Origin of the sequence: Lacrimispora sp., assembly GCF_032078915.1 — a bacterium.
GTDB lineage: Bacteria > Bacillota > Clostridia > Lachnospirales > Lachnospiraceae > Lacrimispora.
Genome location: NZ_DAMAUN010000017.1, coordinates 33,461 through 50,559 on the forward strand (window position 1 = coordinate 33,461; position 17,099 = coordinate 50,559).

The following is a 17,099-nucleotide window of genomic DNA, read 5'->3' on the forward strand; positions in this document are numbered from 1 at the left end:
TATCATCATATAAATAATAATAGTGAATCACGGAGGAAGCAAATATGAAAAACATCGTTTTGAAACAGGGCCGCCGTTTTCTATCTTTCATCCTGGCTGTTTCCCTGCTTTGTGCTTGTGCACCCCCCGATAAATCGCCCGCCACGCCGTCAGGGGCCGGGTATGAACAATTCCATGCAAAGGATTTGTCCGCACAAAACAAGTTTGACCAATTTACAAACGACCTGTTTCGTGAGGAGATCAGCGATTCCGGAATCAGCTTTCATTTTAGTATAGCAAATCCTGCTTCCCGGGGACTTGATACCGTTCCTTTGACCTTGGGAGATTTTTCTCTGGATAAAATGAAACAGGGATCAAATGACCTTAGGGAGTTAAAAAGGAAGCTTGAAGGTTTTAACCCCCGCCAGCTAACCGACGAGCAGCGGCTTACCTGGCAGATTCTCCGCTCCTACATAAATACAGAATTAGAATCTGACGGTCTGGAGCTTTACGCCCAGCCTTTAACAACCACCATAGGAATCCAGGCACAGCTTCCCATCTTGTTTTCAGAATACGCCTTCTACACCCGGGATGATGTGGACCACTATCTTGCGCTGCTTTCTACCATTGATGATTATTATGGGCAGATCCTGGAGTTTGAAAAGAAAAAATCAGAAGCCGGCCTGTTTATGTCTGATGCTGCTGCAGATCATGTATTAAAATCCTGCGAGGCATATTTGATCCAGCCTGACCACAGCTTCCTTGCTGACACATTCAACACCCGTATCGATGCCCTTACGGACTTAACCGATGAAGAGAAAGCTTCTTATAAAGAGAAGAATTTAAAAACCCTGGAGGAACATTTCATACCTGCTTATAAAAATCTTGTAAACGGTATTACCGCCCTTATGGGGACCGGGACCAATGATAAGGGCTTGTCCTTCTATCCCAAGGGGAAAGAATATTTTGAATACCTGGTCAATTCCAACACCGGGACCTCCTATGATTCCATCCGAAGCCTGACAAAGGCAATCGAAAAACAGTTAAACTCCGATATCCAGGCCATAGGAGCGATCACAAAGGAACATCCGGAAGTGCTGGACCACCTTGACAACTATTCCTTCCTTTATACCCAGCCGGAAGATATCCTAGATTTTCTAAAAACCCAAATATCCACGGATTTTCCTGAGCTTCCACCCTGCAGCTATACCGTAAAATACGTTCCTAGTTCCCTGGAGGCATCTTTAAGCCCTGCCTTCTACCTGGTTCCTCCCCTGGATCGTTATGAGGATAATGTCATTTACATCAACGGCAACCCGCGTTTTCAAAATGATGATCTTTTCACCACCCTGGCTCATGAAGGTTATCCCGGGCATTTATATCAGAACGTTTATTTTTTAAGCAGGGAACCAAACGACTTAAGAAGCATCCTCTCCTTCCCCTGCTATTCGGAAGGCTGGGCCACCTATGTGGAGTTCTACTCCTACACCCTGGATAACGGGCTGCCGCCGGGGCTTGGCGAGCTTCTGGCACATAACACTGCCGTTACCTTGGGCATCTATGCCTATCTGGATATTTGCATCAATTATGAGGGCTGGGATAAAGAACAGACAGCCAAATATCTTGGCACCTTTTATAATATTGAGAAAACAGATATAGTAGATTCCATTTACTCCAGCCTGGTCGAAAATCCTACCAATTACATGGAATACTACGTGGGATATATGGAGATTACGGAAATGCTGGGCACTGCCAAGAGGATCTTAAAGGATGATTTTAATTTAAAGGACTTCCACGCTTTTATACTTGATATAGGTCCTGCTCCGTTTTCAGTTATCCAGCCTGCGTTCCGCACCTGGCTGTCCAGACAGTTGAAAAGCCAATAAATAAAAAAGGGCAGAAGCTTGTAATATCCGCTTCTGCCCTGCTTTTTTATCTTATTTTATCTTCTTATAATTCTTAACATATTCCAGGTAATCACTATCTCCCTGCTTAATATGATCATTGGAATAATTCTTACCATTAACAAGAATTTTTAATTTGTCCAATTCGAAATTTTCTATAAAGGTATTGCCTACCGCGGTCAGTGTAAGTAAATCTTCTGATGTACCCTTTTCCGGCATTTGGGATAAATCAAGAGTGGCCGTTTCATCATCTTTCTTATCAAACGTCAGGACCTTTGTGCCATCCTCTAATACGCCGTATTCAATCAGCTTGTCCACCATAGCGTCTGCCGTCAGCTCAGATACCGCATCCATCGCCTGATTTAAACCGGTGGAGTCATCATTCTGGCTATATACCGAAATAATCTCCATAGGCTCTGCGTTAGGATCAGGAACTTTATCACTGGCGCCTCCCGTTGAAGCTATTGCTCCAGGGCCAGGTGCTGTGGTCTCCATCTTAGGCTGTGTTGGTGCACATGCCGCCAGGGACATCATCATCATAGCGCTCATTAAAAACACGATGAATTTTTTCATAATTGCGTATTGCCTCCTTAAATTCTCTTAAAGGCTCCGGAACCACTGGTTTAACTTGGTCAGAGCTTTGATCAAAACTTCTATTTCATTCTCACTTAAACCTGAAACTATGCCGGCGATCATCTCCTGATGAAATCTGGCATGGTGTTCAAAGGCTTCTTTCCCTTTTTCTGAAAGAGAGATGTATACAACACGTCGGTCCTCTTTTCCTCTCTGACGGGTCACATACCCCTTCTTTACAAGACTGTTCATGGCTATGGTCAGCGTACCGACCGTAACAGACAACTCCCTGGCTATGGCCGACATGTTTTTGGGTTCTCCAATGCCAATGGCCTCGATCACATGCATATCATTATTTGTAATATTGGTAAAATCCTGCGTAATGATAGCCTGTTGCTCTATATCCATAATATCTCGAAACAGTCTTACCAAAACTTCGTTAAGAGTCCCGTAAGTATCCACGTTTATCCCCTTCACTTATGACAATAAAAGCTTCTTCGTAATTATACATGATTATGTATCCCAAGACAACCACCTGAATTCTTATGAAATTCTTAAAATCGGATCAAATAAATACCTTTTATACCAGAAAACGGGATATCATGACACTTGCGGCTATGCCCGCCGCCGTGGCAGCCAATGCACCGCCCAGGGTATACCGGGTCTTTTTGATTTTTACGGTTCCAAAATAAATGCTCAGGCAATAGAAAACGGTTTCCGTACAGCTCATGATCACTGACGTCAGCATACCGATATAGGAGTCTGTTCCATAGTTCTTAAAAATATCAAGCACAAGACCTGTGGCCGCTGAGTTTGATATCAGACGCACTAAAATCACCGGCACCACCGGTGCAGGAAGAAACAGGAGGGCAGCCGGCCTTGTCAGGCATTTTGCAAGAAAGTCTAAAAAACCGGAAGCACGGAGCACCCCTACTGCGGTCATAAGTCCGATGAGCGTAGGCATGATCCCTGCAACTGTTTTCATCCCTTCCTTGGCCCCGTCTATAAAATCATCAAAAACCGGACGTTTGGACAATATGCCAAAGCCTACCATGTAAAAAATGATAAGCGGCACTGCCGCCTCAGACAGAAATAATAGAAATTTCATACCTTCACCTAAAAAACCTTAATTGTTATAGTTTATTCCAATTCTTCCCTTTTCATTCAAGGCGTTTTGAGGTAAACTATCCACGAAAGCAATGATAACTGCGGACTCACCCGCTGCATTGCGGACTTACGCGATTCACCGAAAGGAGATGTACCGATATGAGTATTTTATTTTTACAGTATCCCCCCTGCAGTACCTGCAAAAATGCAAAAAAGTGGCTGGATGCCCATGAGGTAGCATATGACGCCAGAAATATCAAAGAAGAAAACCCAAACTCCATAGAGCTTGCAGACTGGATCCAAAAAAGCGGCCTTCCCATAAAGCGTTTTTTTAACACCAGCGGAATCATCTACAAGGAAAAAAATTTAAAAGAGCTTTTGCCCGGCATGAGCGAAAAAGAACAGATCGATCTCCTGGCGACCGATGGAATGCTGGTCAAGCGTCCTTTAATCATTGGCGATGATTTCGTCCTGGTTGGCTTTAAGGAGAAGGAATGGGAGCCAGCCCTTCTCCGGTAAATCCTTACCCAAATCAACCCTTTCCCATGTCTGAACAAGGGAAATACCCGGCGGACTTAAGATTTGTATCTTCTCCCTTCCGCCGGGTATTCTACCATAAACGTTACTGGTCTATTTTATGGGGTATGCTGTGAATCATTAACAGTTCGATCCCCAGATGCTCTTTTATTTCTTCATACGCATTGGACGTCTTGTCCGCTTTGAGTACCTCATTTCTGCTCTTACCGGCCTCCTGCTCTTTCAAACGAAAAGCATGAGCTTTCTTTGCCGATGCCCCGATTGCGGAAGCAGCCAGTATAATCAGGACCACCATTACGATGAGGAACGGCTTTTGAATGGAATTTACTAATCTGTGGCCGTAATACAATACCCTCAGCTGCTTTCCTATTACTGTTTCTGTCCCTCTCCGGCTAAGCTCCGCCATAATCGTTTGAAATTCGCCGGGAGGAGGGGATGGTGGCTCAGGTGTTAATTCCGGATGCTCCTGCATATAATCAAGCAGATGGGCTTCTAATTTTTCCTGAGACGACAATTGATATTTTATCCGTTTTAAATTTGAATATTTTTTTCCATGGTTTCTCTCCTTCTCCACGTACACACCTCTTAAATACAAGTTATCCTTAAGTTCCCACAAGCTTTGGGGTTGACTTTTTATCGCTAACGTTTACTATAATAGTATATCGAATTTGGGAGGCAACGCTTTATGAAAAAAATCATCTTAACCGGCGGTGGTACTGCCGGTCATGTTACCCCGAACCTGGCTTTAGTTCCCTCGTTAAAAGATCGGAATTACGATATTCACTATATAGGATCATACCAGGGAATCGAACGCAAGCTCATCGAGGGAGCCGGCATCCCCTATGACGGCATTTCTTCCGGTAAATTCCGTCGGTATTTTGACTTTAAAAACTTCTCTGATCCCTTCCGGGTATTAAAAGGATATTGGGAAGCATTGAGATTGATAAAAAATTACAAGCCGGATGTGGTTTTCTCAAAAGGAGGCTTTGTAGCCGTTCCCGTAGTGTTGGCTGCAAAACACTGCAAGGTGCCTGTTATCATTCACGAATCAGATATGACTCCAGGGCTTGCCAACAGGCTCAGTATTTCGTCTGCAGAAAAAATTTGCTGCAATTTTCCGGAAACCCTTCCTTATCTTCCAAAGGAAAAAGCCGTACTCACTGGCTCTCCTATAAGGAAAGAGCTTTTAATGGGAGATCGGCAGACAGGTTTAAATTATGCACGTTTGTCTGCAAACCGGCCTGTTATCCTGATCATCGGCGGAAGTCTTGGTTCCGTAACGGTCAATACCGCATTACGGGGCATTCTCCCGAAACTGCTTAAAAATTACCAGGTGATACATATCTGCGGAAAAGGCAATCTGGACGAAAGCCTGATCGGAATGGAAGGATATGTACAATACGAATATGTTGACACCCCTTTAAAACATCTTTTTGCTGCTGCTGATCTAATGATCTCAAGAGCCGGGGCAAATTCCATCTGTGAAATTCTCGCACTCAGAAAGCCAAATATCCTGATTCCTCTTTCCGCTGCCGCAAGCAGAGGGGATCAGATTTTAAATGCAAGATCCTTTGCAAAGCAAGGCTTCAGCTCCCTTCTGGAAGAAGAAAACCTAACCGGAGATTCCCTTTTGCAGGCAATCAGTGAAACATTTGCCAACCGGCAGGCTTTTATCTCTAAAATGGAGAAAAGTGAATTACACAATGCGGTCGATACCATTATTGATATGATTGAATCCCTGGTTCAAAATTAACCTTTACAAATTAAAATTAGGACCGAGGATCTTTTTCAGGCAAACTCTTGTACGATATATCCGGGAACGGCAAACCGTTCCCGGAATTTTTAGGATTTCGCATATTTCAGGAATGGTAAGCTGTTCCAGAAAATAAAGAATAGCCATTTCCTTCCATTCCTCTCTCATATTGGAAATCTCCCAGGTTATCTTTAAAAGAGCTTCCTCTCCAAGGATCACATCCAGGGGATCAGTGACCACATATCTCGTAAGCATCGCCACCTCATTCACTGCATCTCCCTCATCCAGGCTCACCTTTTCATAATGGCCGTTCTTACGGAGGCAGTCAATGGATTTACGTTTTAAAATCTTAATCAACATGCCTTTCTTTCGTGTATCTGTCCATGATAATGAATAATTCTCAAAATATGCAATAAAAGTTTCCTGCACTACATCATCCAGTTCCATGTCCGGCACATTGAGTGTTTTCGCTATTCTGCGGAGCAATCCCTGATATTCCCCATATATAGACTGCAGTAACAAATTTTCATCTTCATGTATGCTCATTGATTGTGTCCCTCTGATAGTAGGGCGCTCCTTATAGCGTCTCCTGTCTGTGTTAATTCTCCTGGATCTGCCTCGCCCGGCACCCATGAAACCATAACAGGGCCTTCCTCATAACGAGGAATCAAATGCACGTGAAAATGAAAAACCGTCTGGCCTGCTACTTTCCCATTATTCTGCACAACATTAAATCCGGCACAGCCTAATGAGTTTTTCATGGCATTTCCTATTTTAGCCGCTAACGGGAGAACCTTTTTTGCTGTTTCCTCTTCCAGCTCACAGATATCTTTGTAATGCTGTTTAGGAAGAATCAGGGCATGTCCTCTGGAAGCTGGTCCTAAATCCAGGATCACACGAAACATGTCATCCTCGTAGATCGTTTCAGAAGGTATCACGCCATTTGCAATTTTGCAGAAAATGCAATTATCGTCCCTCACTTACTCACCTCCTTCCAATTAGATTATCCCCATATCTCCATATCCTGGCGCCTTCTTGGCTTGCGGTACAGGAGAATCCCCATAACAACGCCAACAATCAGCCCACCAATATGGGCCGCATTATCTACGCCTGTGCTGGTAAAGCCAAAATACAGGGAACACGCAATCACAACTGCCAGCTGTCTGACACTTAAGTCCTCCAGCCGGCCACGGTTGACTAATACCGCATATAAAAGGCCTCCGATCACGCCAAAAATTGCGCCTGACGCCCCTGCCGAGACTACGGTCCTGTATTCTCCAAGGTTCACTACCATAGACACCACATTGGCGCCTACTCCGCAAAGCAAATAGAAGAGAAGGTATTTTATATGGCCCAGGGCCCTCTCCAGATTATCTCCCAATATAAATAAAATGAGCATGTTATTCATAATATGGTTAATGCCAAAATGCATAAAAACAGAAGTGAGCAGCCGGTAATACTCTCCTCCCTCCAATACAAGCGGAGCGTACATCGCTCCATGTGCCACCATAAACTGCGTATTTTCCGTGGAGCCTGTCACCTCCAGATATAGGAAATAGATGACATTTATTGCGATCAAACCAACGTTTACAAATGCCTTCTTACGCCTGTATAAGTCCTTCATTGCAGTTCTCCTTGATAAATATTATGCCTATTTTAACACAAGTTGACATATTATGTAAATATAAACGCGAAATTTGCGGTAAAAACTTCACCATTTTAACCAAAACTGCGGCCTCATCCTTTTTTAATCCTGACAGCAGTTTCAAAAGGCATCCGGAAAACTTTTCCTGCCCGTCAAGGGGCCTTAAAGGATATGATTTGCGAAACATTCGCAAGTTATCTTGACAACATTTCAATTCCGCAGTACACTTATTTGCGAACAAATCGCAAATTAGGAAGTGAACCATTTTGGCAAACTATATGACAGCACAAAGAAAACAGCTTTTTGCCTTTTTGCAGGAAAACCCTGACAGACAATTTTCCGCAAGACAAATTGCAGACAGCCTTTCCGATTCTTCCGTAAGTTTAAGTGCAGTGTACCGTAATCTCACTTATCTGGAGGAAAAGGGGCTGATTAACCGCTTTACGAGAGAAGGAAGCCGGGAGCTTTTTTATCAGTATATTCATTCAGAGGATTGCCGTAATTGTATCCATATGAACTGCATAAAATGCGGAAGGACATTTCATATGGATGCCCACATTGCCGACAGGATGCTGGAGGATATTTTAAGCGTGGACGGTTTCCGTATCAAAAAAGAGAAATCCGTACTTTACGGGATCTGCAAAAACTGTATCTGATGTGCCCATCGTTTTTAATAAGGAGGAAGAGACATGGCAAAAAATAAAAAACTGCTTGCCGGGTTTATTACCCTGGCGATTCTTTTTATGCTGCTCTTTTCCGTATTTTATATCACTGCTGAGGCCCGCCATCAATGCATAGGCGAAAACTGCCCCATCTGTCTTGAAGTTCAGGCCTGCGTCCAGGCACTGAATACTCTTTTAACAGGCCTTGCGCCTGCTGTTGCCGTATTCGCGGCAGCCCACTTTTTTGTGATCTGCGCGATTCCGGTCTTTCACCGCAACCCTTCACGCACTTTGGTTTCCCTTAAGGTAAAGCTGACGAATTGAATATTGATTTTAACAAGGGAGAATTCTGCCCATTTTAGGCAGAAACCGATATCTGTCGATGCTCCCTTATATTCTTATGCCCATTTTTAATGATCTATATTTATTCGGAGGTTCTAATAATGAAAAAATTAATTGCCTGCCTGTTAGCAGGACTTATGATTATAGGAGCACTTACTGCCTGCTCCAGTACAAATGCAACGACAACGGCCAGCAGCAACAATAAGCTTAGCGTGGTATGCACGATTTTCCCGGAATACGATTGGGTCAGAGAAATCCTTGGCAGCCATTGGGAAAATGGAGAGGTCACCATGCTTCTGGATAACGGTGTGGATTTACACAGCTATCAGCCGACAGCGGATGATATCATCAAAATCTCAAACTGCGATATGTTCATCTATGTGGGCGGTGAATCCGACCAATGGGTAAAGGATGCCTTAAAGGAAACTAAAAACAAAGATATGGTCGTGATCAATCTCCTTGAAGTTCTGGGCGACACCGTCAAAGAAGAAGAGGTCGTTGAAGGAATGGAGTCAGAGGAGGAAGAAGCCCTGGAGGAAAGTGAAGATGGCCCGGAATATGACGAGCACGTTTGGCTGTCACTGGAAAATGCCAAAACCTATTGCAATTACATTGCTTCAAAGCTGGGCGAAATCGACAGTGCAAATGCCGCGGACTATTCTGCAAACGCAGATGCCTATGGAAAAAAGCTGGATCAATTGGATGAAAGCTATCAGCAGGCAGTGGACTCTGCAAAACAGAATACTGTGCTGTTTGGGGACCGCTTTCCCTTCCGCTACCTGGCAGATGATTACGGCCTTACCTATTATGCCGCATTTGTGGGCTGCTCAGCAGAAACGGAGGCCAGCTTTGAAACCATCGCCTTTCTTTCAAAAAAAGTTGATGAATTGGGGCTTGGCACTGTGCTGACGATCGAAGGCACCAGGCATAAAATCGCCGAGACCATCGTTCAAAACACGAAGGATAAAAATCAGGCAGTCCGTACCATGGATTCCATGCAGTCTACCACGTCCAAGGATGCAGAAAGTGGTACTACCTATCTTTCCATTATGCAGACGAATCTGGAAGTACTGAAAGATGCATTAAATTAAGAGGAGGAATCAAAGTGGCACAGCTAACATGTAACAACCTTACCATCGGGTATGACGGTAAAACGGTCCTTAAGGGACTTGACTTTTCCGTAAACAGCGGGGATTATCTCTGTATCGTAGGGGAAAACGGTTCCGGGAAAAGTACTCTCATGAAAACCATTCTGCACCTTCTGGCGCCGCTTGAAGGAAGCATTGCTATAGAAAACAGGCAGCAGCCCGGAGGGATCGGATATCTGCCTCAGCAGACAGTGGTACAAAGGGATTTCCCGGCATCTGTTTGGGAAATTGTTTTATCGGGCTGTCTGAACCGCTGTGGGCTGCGTCCCTATTACAGCCGTGAAGAAAAACAGCTTTCCCGTGAAAATATGGAGAAAATGGGGATCTCCCATTTGTCCAAACGGTGTTACAGAGAATTGTCTGGTGGCCAGCAGCAGCGAGTTCTGCTGGCACGGGCGCTGTGTGCCGCCGGAAAAATGCTTCTGCTTGACGAGCCTGTTTCAGGACTTGATCCAAAGGCCACTGCTGAGATGTATGAGTTGATCCGAAAACTAAATGAGGAAGGCATCTCCATTATCATGATATCTCATGATATCGGTGCTGCCCTTAGCTATGCGAGCCATATCCTCCATATGGGAGATCCCCTCTTTTTCGGGACAAAAGATGAGTATTTGAACAGCAGCATCGGCAAAGCTTATTCCTCTCAGAACGGAGGGAAAGAAGCATGAGTATATTGATTGAAAAATTAACCTTATATTTTGAATATCCCTTTGTACGCTATGCTCTGATCGTTGGGATATTAATAGCTCTCTGCTCCTCCCTGTTGGGTGTTACTCTGGTGTTAAAGCGTTTTTCCTTTATTGGCGACGGACTTTCCCATGTTGCCTTTGGCGGCATGGCAATCGCTACGGTAATGAAGCTGTCCAATCATATGCTGCTCATTCTGCCGGTTACGATCATCTGTGCAATTCTTCTGCTGCGCACCGGTCAAAATGCCAAAATCAAGGGCGATGCGGCGATCGCTATGATTTCCGTGGGTGCGCTGGCCCTGGGCTACCTGCTGATGAATATATTTTCTTCCTCAGCCAACCTGGCAGGAGACGTATGCAGCACGCTGTTTGGTTCAACCTCCATTCTGACACTGACAAAAACGGAAGTATGGCTTTGTGTTGCCCTTTCGGTGGTCGTTATCGCCGTATTTCTTCTCTTTTACCATAAGATATTTGCAGTCACCTTTGATGAAGACTTTGCAAGAGCAACCGGCACAAAAGCGGAACAATACAACCTGCTGATTGCGGTCATCATAGCCATCATCATCGTACTTGCCATGAATCTGGTAGGCTCACTGCTGATCTCTGCACTAGTCATCTTTCCGGCGATCTCGGCAATGCGCTTATTTAAAAACTTTAAGTCCGTGATCTTTTGTTCGGCAATCCTTTCCGTCTTCTGTGCCGTACTGGGAATTCTAACGTCCATTCTGGCTGGAACACCGGTCGGCTCAACCATTGTAGCCGTTGATATCGCTGCGTTTGCCATATGCTCACTCATTGGGTGGATCTGGGGAGGTGTCAAAGGATGAAACGAATCTTTGGAATGGTTCTGATGCTTTTCATGGTAAATCTTGCATTAACAAGCTGCGGAAAAGACGCCGGGACTGCCCCCGGTCCGTCGCTGCCGCAAGGGGACCGGGCAGACTCCGGACAATATGGGACCGCAGGCTCTGAACAATACGATCCGGAAAGTACGGAAGACTTTGACATTAATACCTATCCTTCTGATTCCTTCGAACCAACCACGGAGCAATTTCAGGATGACGATGACGGTTTTTCTATGGAGGATCCGGCGGGCTCCAAAAATAACAGCGGATTTGATATTGACCTGACGAAACTAAGCAGCACCATGGTTTTTCCCGAGGTATACAATATGATGATATCTCCAGAAGAATATGTGGGAAAAACAATTAAAGCCGAAGGGATCTTCCAGGTCTTCCAGGATTCGGATAATAGCAATTTTTATGCTTTGGTCATTGCTGATGCCACTGCCTGCTGCCAGCAAGGACTGGAATTAATCTGGGATGGAGATCCTGTCTACCCCGATGATTATCCGAAAGAAAATAGCGAAATAGAAATAACAGGTGTGTATCAAAGTTATATGGAGGAAGGCAACACATATTATTATGTGCAGGTAAACGAAGTTAAGGCGGTATAGAATATCATTCCCATACCGCCAGTACACCGGCCCGAAAAAGGCCGGTGTTTTATTATGTAATTTTAAATTTATGTAAATATAACTTCATGTAAATATAAACGGGTAATTTGCAATAAAAACTTCATCTCCTATTTTCAGCGATACCGTCTCATTTGTTTCTAATACCCGCCCGTTCACAACGGTTCCATTGGTGGAATTTAAGTCACTGATCCGGTATTCTTCTCCTTCTCTGTCTATCCTGGCGTGAATCCTGCTGATGGCTTCTCCAGTGAGTACACAATCAACCATGCCTTCCTGCTTTCCAATTAAATAAGGAACATAAGTAATTGCGATATCTTCCACATCAACACCAACTGCGCGTAAGTACCGGATACTTTTATCGGCCGTTGTATCGTTTAACAAAGCCGTTTGAAATACTTCCTCATCTCCTGTATCAGGTTTTGGCGTCTTTTCCTTTATTTCTTCTTCAAATGCCAGCTGCCATTCATAGCTTTCCGCCGGTTGACGGCTCCCCTCTTCCTTTTTCACCATCATCGCCTTTGGCTGCCTGGACTCTTTTCTCCATAATGCCAAAACTGAGAAAGCTGAAAATCCCCCGGTGATGGGCACCCAATACCAGAATTTCCGAATCCCTTCCATGCCAAAAACCAGCCATAAAGCTGCGGCAATACCAAACATGGCTAAAATCGGGATTATGAAAACAGCCCCATTCTCCTTACCATCAAAAAAGCGATTTCTTTCTTCGATCTCCTCGTTAAATGAATACGAAAGGTGAGAGCTATGATTCTCTTCCGTCCTGTTGTCTTTTTCCGTCTGAAGGATACTATCATCCCTTCCATCTTCGCTGGAACAATTCTTTCCGGCAATTTCAAGGAGGTCCTTCAGCCCGTAATTTTCCTTAAGGCTTTCCTGATACAGGCCATACGCCATAACTACACATTCCTTATCCTGATGATTGACCTTACCCAGAAGATACCGCAGCAACCCGGTCATCTCCTCTGGAAATTCCACCTGCCTTCCGGGAACAAGGCAAAGGGAAACCGTAAACTGCTCCGGCTCAACATAAATATAGTCCGGCTCCAGAAGGATCTGTTTTTCCTTAAGCAGGTAAGCCTCCAGCCTTTCCAGAGTCCGTCCAATATCCTCGATTAACTTCTTAAGCTCCTCCCGGCCCAGACTATGATATTCAAGAACCCTGTTTAAGGGCTGCTTTGAGGTGATCTCATAATAATATAATTTCTGGTTATCTACCTCCTTTACATGGAATTTCAGCAGTCCCCCGATCCTGTTTGCCGCCATCATATGTATTTCATAACTGTCATATCCGGTCTCCTCCGGCTCCATAATCAAATAATTGTGCTTCATCTCCCGCCTGTATACAGCCTTCATTTCATTCCTCCTGATTGATGAGCGTCAACATCCTTAAAAAATTCTCCGGATCAAACACGCCCTGTTCCATTTCCAGCTTCCAGGTCCCCGCACTTCCATTGGCTTCCACCCTCCTGCCTGTTACAGGGTTTCCTGCCATCTTGATCTGGAAATCATATTTTTTCCAGGAAAAAGGATTACCGGCCCTTCTGGCTGCCCACAAAGCAGCTTCATCAGACGGCTCTGTTTCATTATGGCGCAGTCTTTGCACAGTCTCTCCCAATGCCATTGATCCCACAACTTCATCCCTCAACCGGTAAGCTGCTTGTACGGAAACAATCAGCGCCCATAAAACAATTGCCATAATAAAAGCCGCCTCAACGGTATAGCTTCCATGCAGTCTTTTCTTCATAGCATCACCAGTCCAATCCACACAGGAACCAGAAATGGCAAAAACGGCACCGTTTTCTTCTTATAATCCCGTCCCCGCAGCCAGCCCCAAAGATAAATTCCACCACATACAATGCCATTTAAAAAAATTCCATAGATCAATAACTCCAGATTCAAAAGTGCTCTTAAAAACAGGCCGCTGACTACAAAAAACCAACCATCTCCCATTCCGATTGCCTCACCTGTTAATCGGCTTAAAAGAAGGAGTCCAAATCCGATCATACAGCTTAACAGCCGTTCTCTGCCAATATCTCCCTGTAAAAGAGCCAGAATCAGTCCGGCCATGCCTGCTGCCTGAAAAAGCCATACGCTGACAGCCTTTTCTCTTCCGTCTTCCCAGGCAGCCGCCAATAAAAATACTCCAAATATAATGTTATTTATGCTTTCCTCCATAGAGGTACCTCCCTATTGAGAACAGTAAGAGCACGGTCCCAGATGGCGAACCTGGGATAAGGGGACAGCCTCCACATATGCCATGATAGAGGGACAATTCCTGTCACTGTGATACCGTTCTCCTGACGGCATGATGTATACACTGCCGCTTTCCTCTGCAAATCTGCCGCATCTGCTGCAGGGTTTATATTTACCGCCGGATGAATTACGAACAGATTCTACTTCCTTAAAAGAAATCTGTTCTATATCATTGTATAAGTAATGACAGGTCCGTTGGCGGTGATATCTTGTACTCGCCTTTCCAATGTATACAAGCTCATCCTCCGCTCCGTTCTTTCCGCTGCGGCCTCCCTCCTGGCCGATCCAGGCCCTCCGGCAGCATCTGGCGGTCATGGGTATGCTGCTTAAGCCAAAAACAGAAAATGGAATTCTTACCCGGTAATCCATTATCAGATCAATGGTCTCCCCGTCCGTTAATACAGAGGAACGTACAAAGGAGGCTGATTCAAGCCGTTCAAACCCTGCCCGTCCTTCCACCCGCTTTCTGACAAATAGAAGGATTCCTTCCTCTGTAAGCCCGTCTAAAAATTCCTCCGAAAAGCCATCGATTCCTGTTGCCTCCAGCTTTTCTCCAAGTTTAAGCTGATGCAAAATATAAGCATACTGGCTGACTTCTTCTCCTGCCGCTTCCAGAGCGGTTTGTATGCGCCTTCCTTCCTTCATAACACCCATGGGAAGCATGAGAATCACCATAAAGAACAGGAAAAGGGGCAGGACCAGGGCAGCCTCTATGGTCAGGCTCCCCTTGCTTCGGCGGCAGGAGGCAGATGATAATACCCTTTTTACAAGGAATCCTTGTTTCATGAAGGGGATTTGTACCTGGAGAGTAACAATTTTTTTATTATTTTTTCTTTGAACTTCCTTGAAAAAGGGCATGATCATCCACCTCCTTACCACTTTTTTGCCACATTCTCCGGGCATAAAGAGATGCCTGCAGGCAGCCCTTAATATGCTTTTTCTGTCCGGACTTCCACCGGATAGAAGGGATTATTTCCTCCGAAAAACATATGCCTTGATCTCACAGTTCCTCTTACTTCCGCCTGATAAACGCAGTTTGCCATGCGAAAATCCGCCTGTTTTCTGCATAAATTCATCTGGATCACATCCATCAGACGGTAATGCTGCTGCCCGGATTCTCCCGGGAAAAGAAGAAGTTTCAAATAGCTGGTATAATCAATTCCGTCTTCATCCTCTTTCCCACCTTCCCATGTTCCCGTTCTTCCTAATTCCAAAAGGGCGTCAAGGGATAGCTTCCATGTACTCCTTGACTTAAGAAAGACCACCTTTTTCCCCTCTAAAAGCATTCTCACATCTACGATCGCCTCCCCAAGCGCCCAGATGCTCATCACAAAAAATGCAACGATCCCCGTTAGAGGAGCCAAACCCACGGTTCCGGTAATAAGGCCGGCTAGAGACATTGCCTCCTCTCGTTTCTGGTCGTCTGAAAGAATATGGATTAAGTTCATGCCTTCCCTTATCATGAGAACCTCTAAAACTGCCTGTTTTAAGTTTTCCTCATCTGTTTTCTTTCCTGAAACCAGATATTCCAATTCGTACATTACCTCCTTATCCTCCTCTGAGAGAACGTTTGTGAGAAAACGGCCGCAATACTCCCCAAACAGAAGCCGGTCCAAAAGGCCTGACTCCAGCACCTGGCCATCCCCGCAGGTAACGGAAGGAAAAGAATCGTCAGACAAAATACCTTTGGATATTTCCTTTCCATCGGGCAGAACCATGGATAAGAGCCCTGTCTGTATGAAGCCTTCCAGCTGTTCCAAAAGTCTCTGCTTTTCCGGATCCTTCACCCCATTGGAGTAAGAAAGAGAGGGGATGTCTGCCTTTGCCCATAGTTCCCCTACAGACCCCCATAGTTCGGACAGATCCGGGCCGTCATCCTCTTCCTCATCACTGTCCCAGTTATCAATGATCCGCTCTACCTCAGAGGAGCGCTTCCTTGCCTGTTCCATAACCTGTTTTATCTGTTCCATCTGCACTGGCAGGGCCTCGATTTCCCGCCTTCGCTCCCCATCCTGATTTACATAGGATCCATAGCAAGAGGTATCCCCGATAAAAGCCTCACGTACTTCTTGGCTCAATTCGTCCTGAGCCGAAGATAAGTCATTGTTAGTTCCACTTAAGCTGTTTTTTAAATCATCTGCCTTCTTCCCATAGGCCTTTACAAGGGAAGGAATCCGGTTCATTTCCCGCTCCAAAAGATCCGCTTCTCTGCGAAAGCCCGTACCATCATAATCCCTGATTCTTTCATAAGCAGACTTCCAGTAAGCCTTCTGCTGCTTTAATGAATCATTGATATCCTCCAAAGCCCTTTCCAACCGGACAGCTTCCCGTTCATGGTCACGGAACGAACCGGATAAACGTTTCACTGCTTTTGCTTCCTTTAAGTTCTTAAGCAGGGCTTCTGCACCCTTTTCATCTGTCATATTTTCAAATATTCCATACTTCATATAATCCAGAATCTCCTGCTTCAAATACTGCCCTCCCCCATCAGTGATACGAAAAAGCTGCATCGTATCAGCCTTCTCCATATCCATGGAATACCAACCGGAGCTGTCCATATAGGGCTCCATAAATCCCTCCCATGCTTTTTCCAGTTCCCCGCCATTCTCACATTCCAGAAGAAAGAGACGGTATTTATTCCAGGCTTCTCTGTGATACCTGCTGAAAACAGAGTCCATGGAAGAATCAGCCGCAAGCTTTAGATAGCACCTGGTTCCGGCAGTCCGTGCGGACTCTAAAAGTCCGCACATCAGGCTAAATATGCATAAAAGAGCTAAACTGAAAAACACTGTTACCTGCCCGCTTTTGCTCATCAATACACCTCTTTAGACTGGCTGTTGATTTCCTTGAATATGTTGTCAAGAAGAGTCGTTATCTGTTTTTTAAAAATAATCACAAGTCCGATTAAAACCACCAGAATCAGCACCACTTCAATTACACCTACTCCGTCTTCTTCCTTAATAAAATTAAGGATCTGTCTGTTTACCGATGTCAGCATCATATCACCTCCCT

Annotated in this window: 22 protein-coding genes; 9 read left to right on the top strand and 13 right to left on the bottom strand. The window is 44.9% G+C overall.

What is annotated here, in order from left to right; genetic code table 11:
- The first annotated feature begins 44 nt into the window (after positions 1-44).
- Positions 45-1,865, top strand: a complete 1,821-nt coding sequence (locus RT269_RS09000) for a DUF885 domain-containing protein (protein ID WP_313182005.1) — start codon at positions 45-47, stop codon at positions 1,863-1,865.
- A gap of 51 nt (positions 1,866-1,916) precedes the next feature.
- On the opposite strand, the gene RT269_RS09005 is transcribed toward RT269_RS09000, so the two are convergent.
- The 3 genes from RT269_RS09005 to RT269_RS09015 form a co-directional block, all read right to left on the bottom strand.
- Complete coding sequence (locus tag RT269_RS09005; protein WP_313182007.1) at positions 1,917-2,456, bottom strand: GerMN domain-containing protein; 540 nt, start codon at positions 2,454-2,456, stop codon at positions 1,917-1,919.
- A 27-nt stretch (positions 2,457-2,483) separates the two neighbouring features.
- Positions 2,484-2,933, bottom strand: a complete 450-nt coding sequence (locus RT269_RS09010; RefSeq protein WP_313182009.1) for a MarR family winged helix-turn-helix transcriptional regulator — start codon at positions 2,931-2,933, stop codon at positions 2,484-2,486.
- A gap of 103 nt (positions 2,934-3,036) precedes the next feature.
- Entirely contained in the window at positions 3,037-3,564 is a 528-nt protein-coding gene (locus RT269_RS09015) for a nucleoside recognition domain-containing protein (protein WP_313182010.1), read from the bottom strand.
- Positions 3,565-3,722: 158 nt separating this feature from the next.
- On the opposite strand from RT269_RS09015, the gene RT269_RS09020 reads away from it, so the two are divergent.
- Positions 3,723-4,082: an arsenate reductase family protein gene (locus RT269_RS09020; RefSeq protein WP_313182012.1), complete on the top strand. Its 360-nt coding sequence runs from the start codon at positions 3,723-3,725 to the stop codon at positions 4,080-4,082.
- A gap of 103 nt (positions 4,083-4,185) precedes the next feature.
- Here the strand turns inward: RT269_RS09020 and RT269_RS09025 are convergent, their stop codons facing one another.
- Complete coding sequence (locus tag RT269_RS09025; RefSeq protein WP_313182014.1) at positions 4,186-4,674, bottom strand: hypothetical protein; 489 nt, start codon at positions 4,672-4,674, stop codon at positions 4,186-4,188.
- Between the two features lie 111 nt (positions 4,675-4,785).
- Here RT269_RS09025 and RT269_RS09030 point away from each other — a divergent pair, with 111 nt between their 5' ends.
- The gene (locus tag RT269_RS09030) at positions 4,786-5,853 is read left to right on the top strand and encodes an undecaprenyldiphospho-muramoylpentapeptide beta-N-acetylglucosaminyltransferase (RefSeq protein ID WP_313182015.1); all 1,068 of its coding nucleotides are present in this window, start codon (positions 4,786-4,788) and stop codon (positions 5,851-5,853) included.
- A 3-nt stretch (positions 5,854-5,856) separates the two neighbouring features.
- Here the strand turns inward: RT269_RS09030 and RT269_RS09035 are convergent, their stop codons facing one another.
- From RT269_RS09035 to RT269_RS09045, 3 genes are read right to left on the bottom strand one after another with little or no spacing between them, the layout of a single operon-like run.
- Positions 5,857-6,399: an RNA polymerase sigma factor gene (locus RT269_RS09035; protein WP_313182017.1), complete on the bottom strand. Its 543-nt coding sequence runs from the start codon at positions 6,397-6,399 to the stop codon at positions 5,857-5,859.
- Positions 6,396-6,833 (bottom strand): HIT family protein, encoded by a 438-nt coding sequence (locus tag RT269_RS09040; RefSeq protein ID WP_313182018.1) that lies wholly within the window; start codon positions 6,831-6,833, stop codon positions 6,396-6,398. Before RT269_RS09040 ends, RT269_RS09035 begins: the two co-directional genes overlap by 4 nt.
- A 23-nt stretch (positions 6,834-6,856) precedes the next feature.
- Positions 6,857-7,477, bottom strand: a complete 621-nt coding sequence (locus RT269_RS09045) for a rhomboid family intramembrane serine protease (RefSeq protein WP_313182020.1) — start codon at positions 7,475-7,477, stop codon at positions 6,857-6,859.
- A 287-nt stretch (positions 7,478-7,764) separates the two neighbouring features.
- Here RT269_RS09045 and RT269_RS09050 point away from each other — a divergent pair, with 287 nt between their 5' ends.
- The 6 genes from RT269_RS09050 (at position 7,765) to RT269_RS09075 (ending at position 11,798) form a co-directional block, all read left to right on the top strand.
- Positions 7,765-8,154 (top strand): Fur family transcriptional regulator, encoded by a 390-nt coding sequence (locus RT269_RS09050; protein ID WP_313182021.1) that lies wholly within the window; start codon positions 7,765-7,767, stop codon positions 8,152-8,154.
- Between the two features lie 33 nt (positions 8,155-8,187).
- The gene (locus tag RT269_RS09055) at positions 8,188-8,484 is read left to right on the top strand and encodes a hypothetical protein (RefSeq protein WP_313182023.1); all 297 of its coding nucleotides are present in this window, start codon (positions 8,188-8,190) and stop codon (positions 8,482-8,484) included.
- A 119-nt stretch (positions 8,485-8,603) separates the two neighbouring features.
- Positions 8,604-9,593 (top strand): metal ABC transporter substrate-binding protein, encoded by a 990-nt coding sequence (locus tag RT269_RS09060; RefSeq protein WP_313182024.1) that lies wholly within the window; start codon positions 8,604-8,606, stop codon positions 9,591-9,593.
- Between the two features lie 14 nt (positions 9,594-9,607).
- Complete coding sequence (locus RT269_RS09065) at positions 9,608-10,318, top strand: metal ABC transporter ATP-binding protein (RefSeq protein WP_313182025.1); 711 nt, start codon at positions 9,608-9,610, stop codon at positions 10,316-10,318.
- Positions 10,315-11,169 carry a metal ABC transporter permease gene (locus tag RT269_RS09070; RefSeq protein WP_313182027.1) on the top strand — a complete coding sequence of 285 codons (855 nt, stop codon included), beginning with the start codon at positions 10,315-10,317 and terminating at the stop codon, positions 11,167-11,169. Before RT269_RS09065 ends, RT269_RS09070 begins: the two co-directional genes overlap by 4 nt.
- A complete protein-coding gene (locus RT269_RS09075) occupies positions 11,166-11,798 on the top strand; it encodes a hypothetical protein (RefSeq protein WP_313182028.1) in 633 nt (210 codons plus the stop codon). The genes RT269_RS09070 and RT269_RS09075 overlap by 4 nt, the downstream gene beginning before the upstream one ends.
- An 84-nt stretch (positions 11,799-11,882) precedes the next feature.
- On the opposite strand, the gene RT269_RS09080 is transcribed toward RT269_RS09075, so the two are convergent.
- The 6 genes from RT269_RS09080 to RT269_RS09105 form a co-directional block, all read right to left on the bottom strand.
- Positions 11,883-13,187, bottom strand: coding sequence for a DUF6382 domain-containing protein (locus tag RT269_RS09080; protein ID WP_313182029.1), 1,305 nt, complete (start codon positions 13,185-13,187; stop codon positions 11,883-11,885).
- Position 13,188: 1 nt separating this feature from the next.
- Positions 13,189-13,578 (bottom strand): hypothetical protein, encoded by a 390-nt coding sequence (locus tag RT269_RS09085; protein WP_313182030.1) that lies wholly within the window; start codon positions 13,576-13,578, stop codon positions 13,189-13,191.
- Positions 13,575-14,009 carry a prepilin peptidase gene (locus RT269_RS09090; protein ID WP_313182032.1) on the bottom strand — a complete coding sequence of 145 codons (435 nt, stop codon included), beginning with the start codon at positions 14,007-14,009 and terminating at the stop codon, positions 13,575-13,577. Before RT269_RS09090 ends, RT269_RS09085 begins: the two co-directional genes overlap by 4 nt.
- Positions 14,010-14,021: 12 nt before the next feature.
- Positions 14,022-14,945: a TadE/TadG family type IV pilus assembly protein gene (locus RT269_RS09095; RefSeq protein ID WP_313182033.1), complete on the bottom strand. Its 924-nt coding sequence runs from the start codon at positions 14,943-14,945 to the stop codon at positions 14,022-14,024.
- Positions 14,946-15,013: 68 nt separating this feature from the next.
- Positions 15,014-16,900 carry a DUF5702 domain-containing protein gene (locus RT269_RS09100; RefSeq protein ID WP_313182034.1) on the bottom strand — a complete coding sequence of 629 codons (1,887 nt, stop codon included), beginning with the start codon at positions 16,898-16,900 and terminating at the stop codon, positions 15,014-15,016.
- Positions 16,900-17,085 (bottom strand): Flp1 family type IVb pilin, encoded by a 186-nt coding sequence (locus RT269_RS09105; protein ID WP_313182106.1) that lies wholly within the window; start codon positions 17,083-17,085, stop codon positions 16,900-16,902. The genes RT269_RS09100 and RT269_RS09105 overlap by 1 nt, the downstream gene beginning before the upstream one ends.
- Positions 17,086-17,099 lie beyond the last annotated feature (14 nt).